Raw genomic sequence first — 13,094 nt, 5'->3', positions numbered from 1 at the left:
GATCGAGTTCTGGGAGTACCCGGTGAGTTACCCATACGGCAGCAGATCAGTTGTCGCGTACCGAACGGCGAACATGCCATACCGGATCCACGATCCTAATTACGTTCCAGTTCGATCGGATGGGTGGCCAGCAGGGAGAGCGGCAGCGGCTGGCGGCGCAGGACGTGCGCCCAGAGGTCGACGCGGCCGGCCAGCGGGTCGGTGGGCAGGGCCGAGAGCACGATCCAATCGCCGCGGTCCAGTTCCCCTTCCAGCTGTCCGAAGGTCCAGCCGGCGTAGCCCGCGAAGACGCGGACACCCTCCACCAGACCCTCCAGGCGGTCCGGGTCGGAATCCAGGTCCACCAGCGCCACCCGGCCGTCCACCCGGCGCACCCCGGCCAGCCCGGCGATGGACGCACCGACCTTGATGGTGGCCAGGCACAGCGCCGCATCACGTTTCACGGGGCCGCCGATGTAGAGCGCGCGCGGGCCGGCGGCCAGCTCGGACCAGTTGGGGAGCACATCGTGCAGCGCGGTATCACTGGGCTTGTTGAGTACAACGCCCCAGGTGCCGCCGTCATTGTGTTCGAGGATGTAGACCACCGATCGCCGGAACGACGGCTCGGTCAGATCGGTTGCGGACACCAGCAGGGTCCCTGGCCGAACCACCTGGTCCTCGTGCCGGAATTCGCGTCGAGAACGGTCACCGTGTTCCTCTGCGCGTGCCACCCAGCCATCATCGCACTGTGACAGACCAATTGCGTCGAATAATTTGCCGCTTACCCATTTGTGCCGCTGCGGGCCGCGAAAAACTTGTCCCGCATACCTTGCGGTTGGTAGCTAGGGTGGGCGCTATGGAACGCCCCGAGGTTGTTCTCGAGAACAGCGATGCCGTCTACGACTTCTATCGTGACCACCAGCAGAACCTGCTGAAGGCCCGCGCGGCCTACTGGCTGCTGGGTCGTCGCTACCGGCCTCGGGTCACCTACGCGGACGGGGCGCGGGAGCGGCTGCGAGGGTTCATCTCCCAGCGGCGGCCGCTGCTCATCGCGGTGAACCACCTCTCCCAGCTGGACCCGTACACGGTCGCCGCCATGGCCTGGCGCAGCGCGCTGCGACCGGTCATCGGGCGCACCCGGGTGCTGGCCAAGGACGAACTCTTCACCGAGACCGAGCTGCGCGGGCGCATCGACATGATGGGCGGCATCCCGGTCTTCCGGGGCAAGGATCACGGCCTGCGCGCGGTGAACGCGGCCGGGCAGCGCATGATCGACATCTGCGCCGAGCGGATGGCGCGCGGCGACGGGGTCGCGGTGTTCCCGGAGGGCACCTGCAACGACGTGGACCCCAGCCAGGTGCAGGCGGTCGGAACAGGCATCGGGCACATCGCTTTCCGGGCCAAGAAGCTCGGGGCGGACCCGGTGCTGCTGAGTATCGGATTGAGCTACGGCCCGCGGCTGGACCCCAAGGTGGAACCCACCAAGGAGGAAGCGCGCTCGGCCAGCTTCTATTTCGGCATGCCGGTGGCGGAACTGCCGACCAAGCCCGCCGAGATCACCCGGGTGGTGCGCGACGAACTGCAGGTCGCGCTGGACGGTGCGGTCAAGGCGTACTAGCCGCGCGCGGCGCCGGGGAGGTTGAGCCGTTCTCTCGACCACCCTGGGACCAGAGCCAGGTATTCGGGACGGGATTCGACGAAGTGGCGCACCATCGGGCACAGCGGCAGGATCCCCAACCCCTCGTCGCGGGTCTGGTCCAGCGCGCCCTGCACGATCTTGCGCCCGTACCCGAGGCCCTCGAACTGCGGGTAGATCTCGGTGTGCACGAAGGCCCGCTCCTGGGCGGTGTCCTGGTAGGCCGCGACCCCCGCGAGGTATCCGTCGATGTACAACTCGAACCGATCCAGTTCGGCGTTCTTGCGGACCTCGACCGACTCACTCGACATGGATGCGAGGTTAGTTGGCCGGTGACGGCTGTTCGTCCCTTCGGCTCAATGATGGCGCCGGGCGTGTCGCTTGCCACATCGGAGATCAGAATGGAGGCATGACGAACGCCGCGTCGCGCCGGATCCTGCTGGCCCCGGACAAGTTCAAGGGCTCCCTCGGCGCCGCGCAGGTGGCCGACGCGCTGGCGGCGGGAATCACCCGCGCCATGCCCGGCGCCGAGGTGCGGCGGGTGCCCGTCGCGGACGGTGGCGACGGGACGGTCGACGCCTTCGTGGCGGCAGGCTGGGAGCGGGTCGAGATCGAGAGCTACGGGCCGACGCTGGCGCCGGTGACCACCTCGTACGCGGTGCGCGGGCGGGTCGCCGTGGTGGAGCTCGCCGCGGTCAGCGGTTTCGCGAAACTGCCGGGCGGACACCCCGATCCGCTGCACGCGACCACCTACGGGGTGGGCGACGTGATCGGGGACGCGCTCGATCGCGGCGCCCGCGACATCGTGCTCGGGCTCGGCGGCAGCGCCTCGACCGACGGCGGCGCGGGCCTGCTGCAGGCGCTCGGACTGCGCATTCTCGACGCCGACGGGCACGAATTGCCCTGCGGTGGAGCGGCACTCGCGCGCGCGGTGCGCGTGGATCGCCGGGATCTGCACCCCGGGCTGGCCGACGCGACGGTGACGCTCGCCAGTGACGTGGACAATCCGCTGCTCGGCGCCGACGGCGCGGCCGCGATCTACGCGCCGCAGAAGGGCGCGGATCCCGCGCAGGTCACCGTTCTCGAAGCGGCACTGGCGAACTGGGCCGCGGTGCTGGGTCCGGAATGGGCCGGCAAACCGGGCGCGGGCGCGGCGGGCGGCACCGGCTTCGGGGCGCTGGCGGCACTGGGCGCGCGGATGCGCTCGGGCATCGACCTCGTCCTCGACCTCATCGATTTCCCTTCCCAGCTCGCGGACGCGGATCTGGTCGTCACCGGAGAGGGCTCGCTGGACACCCAGAGCCTGTCCGGCAAGGCCCCGATCGGGGTGTGCCAGGCGGCGCGGGCGGCGGACGTGCCGGTGGTCGCGGTGGCGGGCCGGGTCCTGCTCACCCCGGATCAGGTGCGCGAGGCCGGATTCCGCACCGCCTACGCGCTGTCCGACCTGGAGCCAGACCCGGCCCGCAGCATGGCGAACGCCGCCGCGCTGCTGGAGCGGATCGGGGAGAAGATCGCCGGATCCTAGGTCGCCGGGGCGAGCGCACGACCGGGCTCATGGGCGCGGTCGCCGAGACCGACTGAGCCGCAAGCGAATCAGGCGGTCTCGGAGCCGATGCGCGGGAAGGGCGTGGTGGAGAAGATGATCTCCACCGGCACCTCGAAATACTGCGCGAGCCGCAACGCCAGGTGCAGGCTCGGGCTGTACTCGCCGCGTTCCAGATAGCCGACGGTCTGGTAGTGCACGCCCAGCGCCTCGGCCAGCTGCCGGCGCGAGATGCCGCGCTCGGCGCGCAGCATCGCGATCCGGTTGTAGATGGCCTCGCTGCTAGTAGGCACGTGCCATGGCCCTCTCCCGGCGGGCCGCCACCGCGGCGCCGGATTCGCGACGGGCCATGCGGCGCAGCACGATCGGCGCGATCAGGATGCCCGCCACCGCCCAGGCGCCCAGCACCGCCACCGTTTCCAGGTGCCGCCACGAGTGCGTCAGTTCCACCATGGCCGCGCTGTCGGGCAGCATGGCCGAACGCATGCCCAGGCCCATCCAGTAGATGGGGAACACCTGGGCGATCGCCTGCAGCCAGCCCGGCAGGCCGGTGAGGGGATAGAAGATTCCGGAGATCGCCACCAGACCCATGATGGGGAATGAGATGAAGCCGATGCTGCGCGGGCTGTCGAACGCCGAGCCCACGATCGCGCCCAGCGGCAGGCAGGCCAGCAGGCCGAGCACCAGAATGCCGATCAGGGTGACCCAGGCGCCGACGCTGTCCACGCTCACGCCACCGATGGTGAGCAGCCCGAACCCGAGGATCAGCGCCACCTGGACCACGGTGATGCCGGAGACCGCGGCGATCTTGCCGATCAGGTAGCCCAGCATGCCGTTGGGAGTCGCCTTGGCGCGCAACAGGGTTCCGTCCTCGCGATCCAGGGCCAGGCCCTGGGCCACGCCGAACATGCCGGTGAACGCCACCAGCATGCCGAGCACGCTGGGCAGCGCCAGCGCGCCCAGCCCGACGCCGCTGCCCTGGAAGTTGCCGTGGCGCATGAAGAACACCGCGATCATGGTGGCCACGGGCCAGAAGAACTGCGAGAAGATGTCCATCCCGTTGGTGAGGGTCTGGACCAGCTCGATGCGGCCGCGCCGGAAACCGGCCCGCACCGCGACGGTCGTCGGATTCATCGGACCTCCTCCAGACTGCGCAGTTCGGTGTCGCCCTGGCCGGATTCGAAGCGCTGTACCAGGGTCATGTAGGTGTCCTCGAGCGAGGCGCGTCGCACCTCCAGCTCCTCGACCGACTCGCCGAACTGCTGGAACAGCTCGTAGACGAACTTGGTGGACTCGGTGGTGGTGTGCACGAAGCGCTGTCCGTCCCGCGTCCATTTCACCTCGGCCTCACCGGCGATGCGCCGGGAGAGCTGATCGGCCGACCCGTCGGCGATGATGCGCCCGCCGGCCAGGATGAGGATGCGGTCGGCCAGTTTCTCCGCCTCGTCCAGATCGTGGGTGGTGAGCAGGATTGTGGTGTGGTCGTCGTCGGCGAGCCGGTGCACCAGGTCGTGGAACTCGCGGCGGGCCTGCGGGTCGAAGCCCGCGGTGGGCTCGTCCAGGAACAGCAGCTCAGGCCGGCCGACGATGCCGATGGCCACGTCCAGGCGGCGGCGCTGACCGCCCGAGAGGGTCATCACCTTGGCGTCCGCGTGCTCGGTGAGGCCCACCGCGGCGATGAGTTCGTCTGTGTTCCAAGGCCGTTGGATGTCGGCCGTGGCGTAGGGCGCGTAGTACATGCCCAGGTAGTCCAGCAGCTCCCGCACCCGCCACTTGCCGTGATCGCGCCAGGACTGCAGCACCACGCCCAGCCGGGCCCGCCACGCCTCATCGCCGTGCGCCGGGTCCGCGCCGAGCACCTCGACCCGGCCGGCCGAGCGCATGCGGAAGCCCTCGAGGATCTCGATGGTGGTGGTCTTGCCCGCGCCGTTCGGGCCGAGCAGGGTCAGTACCTCGCCGCGATGGGCTTGAAAGCTGACGTCGTGCAATACATCGCGGGTGCCGTAACGCATCCGCAGGTTCTCGACGTCGAGTACGACGCCCTCACCGACCGACATGTCACCCCTCCGTAGTAGAAGCCGGATCAGATGTAGCATATCTACTACATTTTGCAGGGGACAAGCTATTTATCGCGCACGAAAGGGGCCCGGCTCGCAGCGAGCCGGGCCCCTTTCGCGACGCGACAACTGATTCCGTGAGATGCGGGTAACTCGCCGGGTACGTCCGGACTCGGTCCGGCTCCCAACCGCCGGCACGCGTGCCCAACGGTGAACGGCTCTCGGCCGTGCGCTGAAGTTACGGGGAGGCGGGGGAGCGGCGGATCAAGTATTCGATCGCCGCCGCGTAGCCCTGGATCCCCATCCCCGCGATCACCGCGGTGGCGATGGGAGAGACATAGGAGTGGTGCCGGAACTCCTCGCGGGCATGCACATTGCTGATGTGCACCTCCACGATCGGCACCTCCGGAATCACCAGGGCGTCACGCAACGCCACCGAGGTGTGGGTGAGCCCGCCCGGATTGATGACGATGCCCGACTCCGCCCCGCGCGCGGCGTGGATCCGGTCGATCAGCGCCCCTTCGTGATTGGACTGGAACGCCACGATCTCCCGGTCGAACCGTGCCGCGGTCTTGCGGCACAGTTCCACCACGTCGTCGAGGGTGTCGGAGCCGTACACCTCGGGCTGGCGGGTACCGAGCATGTTCAGGTTCGGACCGTTGAGCACCAGGATCGGACCGGAAGCAGGCATGCGCCCACTGTATTGGAGGCGCCCACCGGATCAGAGCCCGGTCGGTCCCTCCGTGCGCAGGTCGTCGACTTTTCGCATGGCCGAGCGCAATTCCTCGAGCCACTCCTCGGCGTGCTTGCCGGCCAGCTTGACCGTCCAGGCCAGCGCGTCGGAGCGGGAGCGGGCCACGCCGGCGTCGACGAGGGTGTCGAGCACCTTGCGCTCGGGCTGGCGCAACCGGGTCATGACCGGAACGGCCAGGTGGGTGAACATGATTCGCTCGCCGTCCACCAGCACGCCCCAGGCGACATTGCGGCCGTAGCGGGCCTGGGCCTCCTGGGCGATCTGCATGCGGGCGGGGCGGGTGGTCTCCCGGAAGCGGGCGAGGATGCCCTCGCGGGTGGCCTGCGGGACGCCGGCCGGTGCCGCGTCCTCGGCGGGAGCGTCGGCGCCCGGGGCGGGTTCGGCTGGGGGGAGGGGTAGTTCGCCGAGGACGACGATTTCGTCGCGATCGACTTCGAGGGTTGCGGGACCGGCGAACCAGTCAGCTGGCAATCTTCCAGCGAACCAGGCGGGAGCGTCCGAGGCGTCGGGAAGGTCGGCCTGCTGCCAGCCGCCGGTGCGCCCGAAACCGTGTCCACGATGTCCGTGTCTCATGTTGGTCACACTCACTTACTGAAAGGAGTTGTAATGCTGATTACAACGTTACGTCGTTTCAGTGCGAGTGGGTTCCGCTCTGGGAGAACGAGGTTCGGCGGCTTTGCCGAGGCAGGCGTAAAACGCTGTCACCAGTGAGAACCGAACGGTCTGCGGAGTCTCGGATGCGCCAGGGCTGTAACCGACCGGTGATCATGTAAGTGGTCACTGCTGACCGATTTCGGCACTATGGTGGTGCTCGATGCAAGTGCGCCTGGTGGGATGGTGAAGCCGCGGGCGTTAGCCGCGCGGTACCGTGAACCTGTTGCTGATGTGGCCAGAGTGAAGAGTGGGCGATATGGATGTGTGGGGATCCCGCCGCTTCCGGGTACGGGGTGCGATCGCACTCGCGGGTGTGGCAGCCATCGCGATAGCGATGGGGTCATGTGGGTTTCGGGAGCGGTCGACGGGTGCGGAGGCGGTGGTCGAACAGTTCACCACGCTGATCGACAAGAAGGACTATGACGGGGCGTCGCGGCTGACCTCCTACCCGGCGGGTGCTTCGGCAACGCTGAAGCAAGTCTTCGAGGGGCTCGACCCGGGCAAGCCCGACTACCACGTCACCCAGTTCATCGGACTCGACGGCACAACCGGACTCTTCTCCATGACCGGCGCCTGGAACTTCGGCGACAAGCGCAACTGGAAATACGACCTGCAGGGCACCGTGCGCAAACTCAGTGTGGGCTGGCGCATCTCGTGGGATCCCGCCCTGGTCATGCCGCAGCTGGACGCCAAGCGCAGCGCCAAGCTGGTGCGCACCTTCGCCACTCCCTCGCCGCGGGTGAACGACATCGTCGGTCAGCCGCTCATGACCGAGCAGACCATCAATGTGGTCCAGCTGGATCCGGCCAAGATCGCCGACCCGGTCGCCTCCACCAACGCGCTGGCCGCCGCCATCGCGCCGGTGGCGCCGCTCATCGACGGACCGTCGCTGATGCAACAGCTCTCGGCCTCGCAGGGCAAACCCATCGTCGCGGTGAACCTGCGCGACGGCGACTTCAATATCCTCGAGCCGCGCATGGCCCCGATCCCGGGCGTGGTGCTGCTGAAGCAGCCCAAGCTCATCTCCGCGGACCGCCGAGTCTGGTCGCCCATGCTCGACGCGCTCACCAAGGTTTGGCTGGACAATCGCGACGCGCACTCCGGCTGGGGCGTGCAATTGTTCGAGCCCGACGGCAGTTTCGTCACCCAGCTGGCCGGCGAACAGGGCCCGCCCGGAGCCGACATTCCGGGAACCATGGACCAGCGACTGCAGCGTGCCGCCGAGGACGCCGCGGTGAGCACCGGCTCGCCCACCTCGATCGTGGCCATCCAGCCCTCCAGCGGGGCCCTGGTCGCGGTGGCGCAGAACAGTCAGGCCAGCGAGCGCGGCAATATCGCCTTCACCGGGCAGTACCCGGTCGGCGGCATGATCGAGCTGTTCAAGAATGTCGCCGCGGTGACCAAACACAAAGCGCCACAGGATGTCTCGGTCGGTGACGCCGCGGACGCGGCCAGCCTGCTCGGCATCGGCATCGACTTCAAGGTGCCCGGCCTGGACGAGACCACCGGACGGCTGCCCACCGGCAAGAACGGCGCCGAGAACGTGGGCCGCGGCAATGCCGCCGACTCGCTGCTGGCCAGCCCGTGGGGCATGGCCATCGCGGCGGCCGCCATCGCCAACGGTCAGGTGCCCAAACCGATGATCACCATAGGCCAGCCCGCCACCACCGAGGCCGACCTGGCCGCGCTGCCCGGCGAGGCCACCGACCGGCTGCGCGCCATGCTGCACGACGGGGTCGGCGCGCCGGAGATGGCCAGCCTCAACCGGTATCGCGATGTCCAGGCCTACGGTGCCACCACCGGCAACAACGGCTGGCTCATCGCCACCATGGGCGATCTGGCCTTCGCCATCCACATCGACGATCCGGACAGCGGGGATCTCACCGCGCGGGTGGCGGCGCGGTTGCTGCAGTCGCTGTCCTCGCCCGACTAGGGCCGGCGGCCCGCCCGGCTACGGCCGGCGCAGCACCTGCGCGGCGGCCCGCCAGCCGATGAGGAACAGGGCCAGGAACGTCGCGGCCACCAGCACGAAGCTGAAGGCGATGCCCTGGCCCGACACCACGCGCAGCAGCATGCCGGCGGCCAGCGTGCTCAGCCACACGATCACGCCGGTCGGCCATACCGCCCGGCCGTCGAAACGTCTTGCCGCGCTGAGGCCTTCCCGGCCCGCCGCCACCGCCGCCGTGATCACCCAGCCCAGCAGCAAGCCGGTGCCGAACGGCCAGAACGTGCGCAGCAGGCCCGCGCCGATCGACTCGTCGTGACTGCGCCGCCCGATCGCACAGAACACGATCACGAGCGCGACATCGACGACGAAGGGCACGAGTTTCTTCACGCGGCACAGGGTATCGGGCGATCCGAGGCGGCCTGTGCAGGGACACTCCACCCTGGTGGGTCACGACCGGCCCGCGGCTCCGACGCCGGTCAGGCGGATGCCGAGTCCGGATCGGCCGGCGGATTCGCCCGGCGCCGGTCGGTGACCAGCGAATTGCCGCGCTCCTCGAATTCCTTCTCCAGCTCCGCGTCGTCGGCCTGCGGTGTGCGGTACAGGAACAGGAAGACGATCCAGCCCACGATCGCGACCAGGATGAAGCTGATCAGGCGGTAGAGGAACGCCGCCGCCACGGCCTGCGCGGCGGGCAGCCCGGCCGCCGCGGTCAGCGAATAGATGAGGGTGGCGTCCACATAGACGATGCCGCCCGGCGCCAGCGGAATGGTGCCCACGGCCTTCCCGGCCGCGAAGGCCAGCATGAGCCCGGCCCAGCGCGGATCCGCGCCCACCGCGTAGCAGGCGAAACCCAGGCAGGCCACGTCCGCGAGCCGGTGCACGAGCGCCCACACCGCCACCCACGCGCCATCGCGTTTGCCCAGATCCACCGACTCCAGCTGGGTCAGGATCTCGGCCACCCGGTCCATGCCGGCGTCGGCGGGCTTGCGCCGAATCCGATTGACCAGGTGCAGGATTCGCTGCGCCAGCGCCTGCACCCCGCCGGGATGCCGGGAGACGTAGTTGAAGGTCCAGATCAGCAGGGCGACGGTGCCCAGCGTCAGGATCACCTTGCCGGGGCCGACCCGGTCGCCGGCCAGCACCGCGCCGAACAGACCCAGTAGCGTCAGCCCGGCCGCCGCGATCACGCCCGACATCACCAGCTGCCAGGACGCCACGATCGGGCTGGCGCCCCAGCGCCGGGTCTGCCGGTAGGTGAACGCGGCCGAGAACACCTGGCCCGCGGGCAGGGTCAGCGACATGCCGGTGGAGCCGTACACCACCGACACCGACTTGCGCTGGCTCACCTCGACACCGCCGGCGTGCAGCAGCTGTTTCTGGATACGACCGAACCCGCTCATGGAAAACGCCGCCATGAAGATGCAGACGGCGACCCAGGCCCAATGGATTTCGGTGAGGTTCTTCCAAGATTCGTGCAGGCGTGGATAGAGATATATGCCTTCGGAAATCAGCAATCCCGCGAGCGCGGCGCCGAGAACCCATTTGGCCCACCAGAACCTGCCACGGTGCGAGTTATCCGCGGGCGGCGCAGGTTCGCCGGCCAGCTCACCATGGGCCGTCACGTCGTCAGCCTAACGAACTCGCCGCGGCCTCGTCGGCATCAGCCGGTTCGGTACTTTCCAGCGGCCACGCCAGCCGGGTTTTCCGGCGGCGTCCGCGCAGTTGCACCTCTTCGCCGGTCTGCCAATGCCGCTGCTCGTTCTCATCGGCGAAAAACAGTGCGCTCGAGGAGGTCAGGACGCGTTCCGGGCGGTCCTTGGCGAGTTCGGTCAGACGCGACGCCTCGTTCACCGGATCACCGATCACGGTGTATTCGAAACGATTTGCGCCGCCGATATTCCCGGCCACCGCCAGCCCGGCGGAGACGCCGATGCCGATATCCAGCCCGGCCACCTCGCGCAGGGCTTCGCGCAGCTCACGGGCCGCGGCAAGGGCCGCGGTCGGCGCGTCGGGGCGATCCAGCGGGGCGCCGAAGATGGCCAGCGCGGCATCGCCCATGAATTTGTTGATGAGCCCGTGGTTGCGGTCTATGACATCCACCACCACGCGGAAGAACTCGTTGAGCAGGCTGACCACTTCGGTCGGCGGGCGTTCCGCGGCGGTCGCGGTCGAACCGACCATATCCACGAACAACACCGCCACGAATCGGGTTTCACCGCCGAGTTCGGTGCCGTACTCGAGCGCCCGGCGGGCCACGTCCTCACCGACGTGCTGGCCGAACAATTCCTGCAGTTCCCGGCGTTTCGCCGCCTCACCCATCATGCGGTTGAAGCCAACCTGCAGCAGCCCGATTTCCGAACCGTCGAAAACTTCCACCTGCACATCCCGCGCGCCCTCCTGCACCCGATCGATGGCCTGGCTGAGCTGGCGGATCGGATCGGAAATGGAAGAGCCGGTGAGCATGGAAAGCGCGAGCGCCTGCATGATCACCACACCGCACAACAGCAGAATCGAGACCGCCAGCGACTGCGCGGAAAACTGGACGCGAGAAGAAATCTGGGTGACGCACAGCAGCACGATGGCAATCGTGGGCGCGAAGGTTCCCATGCCCCAGGTCATGGCCATCCGGGTGCCGACGCCCGCGGTCAGCGTGTGGTCGAAGGCCCCCGTGGTCAGCGCCTCGGCCGCGACCGGCCGCAGGATGCGCTCGCCGAGCATGTAGGTGAAGCCGAAAACAATGGTGGCGGCCATACATTCGGTGACGATCACCGCGGCGGCCAGTTCCGGGGTCCGCACGATGATGACCGAGGCCAGCACGCCACCGCCGATCAGCCACAGCACCAGGTGCACGATGGCCTGCCGCAGCGGGGCGTGCAGCGCCGCCATCTGCTCCTGCCGCGACGGCGGCCCGCCGCGCATCTGCCACCGCATCACCGGTCGCAGCATGAGCGCCGAAGCGGTCACGCTCAGGACTCCACCGATCACGAAGACGAGGCCCGGGATCAGCAGCCCGGTCTGCCGGGTCGCGCTGGTCCCGCCCTCGGGAACCGGCAGACCGTACTGGATGAAGGCCCACACCAGGACAGCGCCGAACGCGTTGGCCGCCAGCATCGAGGTCAAGTACAGCGGCCAGCGGGTATGCATGGTCTGTTTGACCGCTTCCAAGGGCGCTGACACGATCACCAATCTAGCGTTTGGATCGCCGGTACATGCCTGCGGAGGTTTCGGCCGTTAGGCTCGCCTGCGTGAGCGAGGTGCGCGCGATGTCCAGCAGATCCGGCGAATCCGGCGAATCTGGCGGGGTGCGCCGCCGAGACGCGGAGGCCGTGCACCCCATCGTCCGCCAGGCCGCCGAGTGGTGCTGGCGGCTGCTCATCATCTTCGCGGCGATGCTCGCGTTCGCCTACCTGGCCCGCCGGCTCTCCACCGTCACCATTCCGATCTCCATCGCGCTGCTGGGCGCGGCCCTGATGGCGCCGCTGGTCAATTGGATGCAGCGGTTCGGGGTGCCGCGGGCGCTCGGGGTGTTCGTGGCGCTGGTCGGAGCGCTCGGTCTGCTCGCCGGGATCATGACCTTCGTCGTCGAGCAGTTCGTCTCGGGCGTACCGCAGCTGTCGGACGAGTTCAAGACCTCCGTACACGAGGTGCAGGACTGGTTGATCAACGGTCCGCTGCACCTGAGCAACGACCAGATCCGCAATGCCGGCGACACCATCGTCAAGACCGTCGAGTCGAACAAGGACGCGCTGACCAACGGGGCGCTCACCACCGCCACGGTCATCGGCGAGTTCTTCACCGGCACGTTCCTGACCCTGTTCATCCTCATCTTCTTCCTCTATGGCGGCGACCAGATCTGGGAGTTCGTGACTCGGATCGTCCCGACCCCGCACCGGGCCAAGGTGCGCCAGGCCGGGCGGCTGGGTTTCGGCACGCTCACCGGATTCGTCCGGGCCACCGTCATGGTGGCGGCGGTGGACGCCATCGGCATCGGCTCGGGCCTGGCGATTCTCAATGTGCCGCTGGCGCTTCCGCTGGCCTCGCTGGTCTTCATCGGCGCGTTCATCCCGATCGTGGGTTCCTTCATCGCCGGGTCGGTGGCGGTGTTCATCGCGCTCATGACCAAGGGCATCGTCACCGCGCTCATCGTGCTGGGCATCACGGTGGCGGTCATGCAGCTGGAAGGCCATGTGCTGCAACCACTGCTGATGGGCCGCGCGGTCCGCATCCATCCGCTGGCCGTGGTGCTCGCCATCGCGGCGGGCGTGGTGCTGGCGGGCCTGGCGGGCGGTCTGCTCGCGGTGCCGTTCGTGGCGGTGCTCAATACCGCCATCCGCTCGCTGCTGGCCGACTCGCCCGACGAGCTGTACCAGGAGCTGCACACCGGCGACCCGAACAAACCCATGTTCAGCGCCGAACCCGACACTCCCGACCCGGACCGCTACAGGGTGCCGATGCCCGTGGCCGAGGACCAGCTCGACACGCCCCCGAAGCCCGCGGGCGGCAGCGGTGCCGCCGGGGACTGA

At 68.6% G+C, this 13,094-nt stretch carries 14 protein-coding genes; 4 read left to right on the top strand and 10 right to left on the bottom strand.

Annotated features, from left to right (window positions below; translation table 11 throughout):
• Positions 1-95: 95 nt before the first annotated feature.
• Positions 96-710 carry a YqgE/AlgH family protein gene (locus ON33_RS29645; RefSeq protein WP_040862413.1) on the bottom strand — a complete coding sequence of 205 codons (615 nt, stop codon included), beginning with the start codon at positions 708-710 and terminating at the stop codon, positions 96-98.
• Positions 711-835: 125 nt separating this feature from the next.
• Here ON33_RS29645 and ON33_RS29640 point away from each other — a divergent pair, with 125 nt between their 5' ends.
• The gene (locus tag ON33_RS29640; protein ID WP_040862412.1) at positions 836-1,597 is read left to right on the top strand and encodes a lysophospholipid acyltransferase family protein; all 762 of its coding nucleotides are present in this window, start codon (positions 836-838) and stop codon (positions 1,595-1,597) included.
• Here ON33_RS29640 and ON33_RS29635 read toward each other — a convergent pair.
• Positions 1,594-1,926 carry a GNAT family N-acetyltransferase gene (locus ON33_RS29635; protein WP_040862411.1) on the bottom strand — a complete coding sequence of 111 codons (333 nt, stop codon included), beginning with the start codon at positions 1,924-1,926 and terminating at the stop codon, positions 1,594-1,596. The two genes, ON33_RS29640 and ON33_RS29635, sit on opposite strands and share 4 nt — an antisense overlap.
• Positions 1,927-2,024: 98 nt before the next feature.
• Here ON33_RS29635 and ON33_RS29630 point away from each other — a divergent pair, with 98 nt between their 5' ends.
• The gene (locus ON33_RS29630; RefSeq protein WP_040862410.1) at positions 2,025-3,140 is read left to right on the top strand and encodes a glycerate kinase; all 1,116 of its coding nucleotides are present in this window, start codon (positions 2,025-2,027) and stop codon (positions 3,138-3,140) included.
• 68 nt (positions 3,141-3,208) lie between these two features.
• Here the strand turns inward: ON33_RS29630 and ON33_RS29625 are convergent, their stop codons facing one another.
• From ON33_RS29625 to abmR, 5 genes are all read right to left on the bottom strand, one after another.
• A complete protein-coding gene (locus tag ON33_RS29625; protein ID WP_174391582.1) occupies positions 3,209-3,451 on the bottom strand; it encodes a helix-turn-helix transcriptional regulator in 243 nt (80 codons plus the stop codon).
• Positions 3,441-4,292 (bottom strand): ABC transporter permease, encoded by an 852-nt coding sequence (locus tag ON33_RS29620; protein ID WP_040862408.1) that lies wholly within the window; start codon positions 4,290-4,292, stop codon positions 3,441-3,443. Before ON33_RS29620 ends, ON33_RS29625 begins: the two co-directional genes overlap by 11 nt.
• Positions 4,289-5,215 (bottom strand): ABC transporter ATP-binding protein, encoded by a 927-nt coding sequence (locus tag ON33_RS29615; RefSeq protein ID WP_040862407.1) that lies wholly within the window; start codon positions 5,213-5,215, stop codon positions 4,289-4,291. The genes ON33_RS29620 and ON33_RS29615 overlap by 4 nt, the downstream gene beginning before the upstream one ends.
• Positions 5,216-5,453: 238 nt before the next feature.
• A complete protein-coding gene (aroQ, locus tag ON33_RS29610; protein ID WP_040862406.1) occupies positions 5,454-5,906 on the bottom strand; it encodes a type II 3-dehydroquinate dehydratase in 453 nt (150 codons plus the stop codon).
• A 30-nt stretch (positions 5,907-5,936) separates the two neighbouring features.
• On the bottom strand, positions 5,937-6,542 hold the full coding sequence (gene abmR / locus ON33_RS29605; RefSeq protein WP_040862612.1) for an ATP-binding transcription factor AbmR: 606 nt from the start codon (positions 6,540-6,542) through the stop codon (positions 5,937-5,939).
• 460 nt (positions 6,543-7,002) lie between these two features.
• Between abmR and ON33_RS29600 the strand changes: the two genes are divergently transcribed.
• Positions 7,003-8,556, top strand: coding sequence for an NTF2-like N-terminal transpeptidase domain-containing protein (locus tag ON33_RS29600; RefSeq protein ID WP_245550832.1), 1,554 nt, complete (start codon positions 7,003-7,005; stop codon positions 8,554-8,556).
• 18 nt (positions 8,557-8,574) lie between these two features.
• Here ON33_RS29600 and ON33_RS29595 read toward each other — a convergent pair whose 3' ends face one another.
• The 3 genes from ON33_RS29595 to ON33_RS29585 all read right to left on the bottom strand — a co-directional run bounded on the left by ON33_RS29595 (position 8,575) and on the right by ON33_RS29585 (position 11,715).
• Positions 8,575-8,958 (bottom strand): DUF3054 domain-containing protein, encoded by a 384-nt coding sequence (locus ON33_RS29595; protein WP_040862405.1) that lies wholly within the window; start codon positions 8,956-8,958, stop codon positions 8,575-8,577.
• Between the two features lie 89 nt (positions 8,959-9,047).
• Positions 9,048-10,193, bottom strand: coding sequence for a lysylphosphatidylglycerol synthase transmembrane domain-containing protein (locus ON33_RS29590; protein ID WP_040862404.1), 1,146 nt, complete (start codon positions 10,191-10,193; stop codon positions 9,048-9,050).
• A 4-nt stretch (positions 10,194-10,197) separates the two neighbouring features.
• Positions 10,198-11,715, bottom strand: a complete 1,518-nt coding sequence (locus ON33_RS29585; RefSeq protein WP_174391589.1) for an adenylate/guanylate cyclase domain-containing protein — start codon at positions 11,713-11,715, stop codon at positions 10,198-10,200.
• A 119-nt stretch (positions 11,716-11,834) separates the two neighbouring features.
• On the opposite strand from ON33_RS29585, the gene ON33_RS29580 reads away from it, so the two are divergent.
• On the top strand, positions 11,835-13,094 hold the full coding sequence (locus ON33_RS29580; RefSeq protein WP_051153129.1) for an AI-2E family transporter: 1,260 nt from the start codon (positions 11,835-11,837) through the stop codon (positions 13,092-13,094).

This window comes from Nocardia niigatensis NBRC 100131, assembly GCF_000308655.1.
Classification (GTDB): Bacteria; Actinomycetota; Actinomycetes; order Mycobacteriales; family Mycobacteriaceae; genus Nocardia; species Nocardia niigatensis.
Note: the sequence above shows the minus strand (reverse complement) of the source record. Positions and strands in the feature narration are given on the sequence as shown.

Bases quoted from the DNA above. Each gene is read 5' to 3' on its own strand.
- ON33_RS29640 (WP_040862412.1), top strand. From the start codon at position 836: ATGGAACGCCCCGAGGTTGTTCTCGAGAACAGCGATGCCGTCTACGAC.
- ON33_RS29635 (WP_040862411.1), bottom strand. From the start codon at position 1,926: ATGTCGAGTGAGTCGGTCGAGGTCCGCAAGAACGCCGAACTGGATCGG.
- ON33_RS29630 (WP_040862410.1), top strand. From the start codon at position 2,025: ATGACGAACGCCGCGTCGCGCCGGATCCTGCTGGCCCCGGACAAGTTC.
- ON33_RS29620 (WP_040862408.1), bottom strand. From the start codon at position 4,292: ATGAATCCGACGACCGTCGCGGTGCGGGCCGGTTTCCGGCGCGGCCGC.
- ON33_RS29615 (WP_040862407.1), bottom strand. From the start codon at position 5,215: ATGTCGGTCGGTGAGGGCGTCGTACTCGACGTCGAGAACCTGCGGATG.
- aroQ (WP_040862406.1), bottom strand. From the start codon at position 5,906: ATGCCTGCTTCCGGTCCGATCCTGGTGCTCAACGGTCCGAACCTGAAC.
- abmR (WP_040862612.1), bottom strand. From the start codon at position 6,542: ATGAGACACGGACATCGTGGACACGGTTTCGGGCGCACCGGCGGCTGG.
- ON33_RS29585 (WP_174391589.1), bottom strand. From the start codon at position 11,715: ATGCATACCCGCTGGCCGCTGTACTTGACCTCGATGCTGGCGGCCAAC.
- ON33_RS29580 (WP_051153129.1), top strand. From the start codon at position 11,835: ATGTCCAGCAGATCCGGCGAATCCGGCGAATCTGGCGGGGTGCGCCGC.